Source organism: Actinomadura sp. NPDC048032, assembly GCF_040653175.1.
In the GTDB taxonomy this organism is placed as follows: Bacteria; Actinomycetota; Actinomycetes; order Streptosporangiales; family Streptosporangiaceae; genus Spirillospora; species Spirillospora verrucosospora.
In genome coordinates this window covers 1-2126 of sequence record NZ_JBEZJP010000728.1, presented here as the reverse complement: position 1 = coordinate 2126, position 2126 = coordinate 1, and the positions used below count along the sequence as shown (strand labels likewise).

At 72.7% G+C, this 2126-nt stretch carries 3 protein-coding genes and 1 pseudogene; 2 read left to right on the top strand and 2 right to left on the bottom strand.

All coding sequences use genetic code 11. From position 1 onward, the window contains the following. Positions 1-296, bottom strand: a pseudogene (locus AB0C69_RS41610) (hypothetical protein); the annotation flags it as partial. 528 nt (positions 297-824) lie between these two features. On the opposite strand from AB0C69_RS41610, the gene AB0C69_RS41605 reads away from it, so the two are divergent. Next, positions 825-1091, top strand: a complete 267-nt coding sequence (locus AB0C69_RS41605; protein WP_345187862.1) for a hypothetical protein — start codon at positions 825-827, stop codon at positions 1089-1091. A gap of 3 nt (positions 1092-1094) precedes the next feature. Beyond that, positions 1095-1943, top strand: a complete 849-nt coding sequence (locus AB0C69_RS41600; RefSeq protein WP_353835952.1) for an STAS domain-containing protein — start codon at positions 1095-1097, stop codon at positions 1941-1943. On the opposite strand, the gene AB0C69_RS41595 is transcribed toward AB0C69_RS41600, so the two are convergent. Further along, positions 1921-2126, bottom strand: a 206-nt coding sequence (locus AB0C69_RS41595) for a hypothetical protein (protein WP_360362289.1), incomplete at its 5' end; no start/stop codon positions are given. The genes AB0C69_RS41600 and AB0C69_RS41595 overlap by 23 nt on opposite strands.

Sequence of the window (2126 nt, the reverse complement as noted above, 5' to 3'; positions counted from 1 at the left end):
CCGAGCCATTGCAGATGGTCCAGCTTGGAGATCAGCCCGCGCAGGTCGCCGTACCCGTCGTTGTTGGAATCGGCGAAGCCCCGGACCGACACCTCATAGAACACCGCCGTCTTGAACCAGTCCGGCGTGCGCGGGGTGTCCTCGTCGAACGGGTCGGGGATGGGGCCGGCGGCCGGTCCCGCGGCCGGCCGGGGGGCGTCCTCCACGGGCACGTCCCCGGTTCCCGGTGAGGTGAGCCCGTCGCCGCCCCGGTCCGGTCGGGTGCTGCGGGTGAAGTTCTTCGGCTGGCCGTCCATGGGTCACCCCGGGTCTGTTGGAGACATCTAGATCAGCAATTCCCTCCGGCCCGGCCAGGTGCGTGCGCGACAGGCAACCATCCGTAAAAGCTTCAGTACGGTCCGTGACCGCGTGTCCGGTTTCGGAGCCCGGCGGCGCCGCCCCGCCGTGCGAGCGCGCCCATGACCGGGGTAGATCGCCCGGATTCGCGGGACGTCCGGGCGCGCGGCCGCCCGCCGGGAAGGTCATCGCCCGGTCGCGGCCGGGCAGCGCGCGGAAAAGCAGCGCAAAAAAACGGCGATTCCCGGCACGGCGCGTGGCTTCCGGCGCCGTGAATACTTGCCGCGCGGAGGTTGTGTCATGTCCGTGTTTTTAGGTTCGTCGCTTTTTCTGTCGCAACCCTCGGGTAGGTCATTTCCAACCTCAGAACCCGTCAGTTCGGCGGGTTCTGCTCAGTTCGGACGGAATTCGCCCGTCCAGAAGCGATCGGAGGGACAGTGGAGCGCTGGGAGAAGTCGCCATCGGTCGTACCGACGCGGGATGACCTCGTGGCACGGCTGCGCGTCCGTTTCGCCGACATTCCGGTGGAGCGCGTGCGGCGCTGCGTGGACGACCTGTGGTGCTGCTGCGCCCATCTGGGGGTGCGGCCCGAGGAACGGACCATCGAGCGCCTCGCGGCGTCCCGGCTCACGGGCGTCGTGCGGGGCGGCCGCCCGCCCTACCCGGACGAGCGGCCGGGGTCCCGACCGCCCGGCCACCTGACCGCCTCGCACCGGCCCGCCCGCGCGGCGGCCCGCACTCCGATCGGAACGTGACAGATGAAGGACACGGCGGTGCCGGGCCTGAGCACCGAGACCCGGCGAGGGTTCATCGTGCTCAGCCTGCCGGCGCAGATCAGTTGGCAGAACTACGCGGGGATCCGGGAGGAGGTGAGCAAGGCGCTCACGCTCGCCTGCGCGGGCGCGCCCGGCAGGCGGGGCGTGCGGCGCGGCGGGGTCGTGGTCGACTTCGGTGACGCGGTCCTGCTGGACGCGGCCGGGCTCGTGCTGATGGCGCGGGCCGAGACGCGGGCGCAGCTGCTCGGCTGCCCGCTGCGGGCCGTGGTGCCGGCCCTGTCGGCGCACGTCCGGCGGGCGCTGCGCCTCACCGGGCTGGACCGGCTCGTCCCGGTGTTCGCCGACGTCGGGTCGGCGACGGCCGCGCCCGCGCCGGAGCCGGCGCCGGGGGAGGTCGACACCACGCACGTGCTCGACGCGATCCGCGCGCTGCATCCGGGGGACGCCGGCCTCACCCCGACGCCGCCCGCGCCGTCCGAACTGAAGATCACCACGACGGAGGCCGGCGACGGCGACCACACCGTCGTCCACCTGTCGGGGGTGCTGGACGAGGTGACCGTGCCGCGGCTCGGGGAGACGCTGACCACGCTGGTCGAGGGCGACCTGCGGCACCTGATGGTGCGGATGCACGACCGGCTCGGCGTGCGCTGCGACCCGCTGCCGATCCTGCTCGGCATCCGCTGGCGCGTCGCCGCCGAGGGCGGCTGCCTGGCGCTGCCGGCGATGCCGGCCAAGCTCCGCGAGATCGTCGACCGCGAGGGCCTCGGCTCGGTGTTCACCGGCTGCCGGTCCATCGAGGACCGCGTGCTCAGCGGCGCCGGCTCCGGCTAGCCCCGCCGCCCTGCCCGTCACCGGCCCGCACACGTCCGTTCCTTTCGAACGTGAAGACGTGTGCGGGTTTGGTGTGCGGGTCGAGGCGGACGTAGTTCGATCCGCGCCATGTGTAGGTGGTGCCGTCGAGTTGGTCGGTGACGGTGTGGGGTTGGTCGGGGTCGTCGGGGAGGCCGAGGGCGG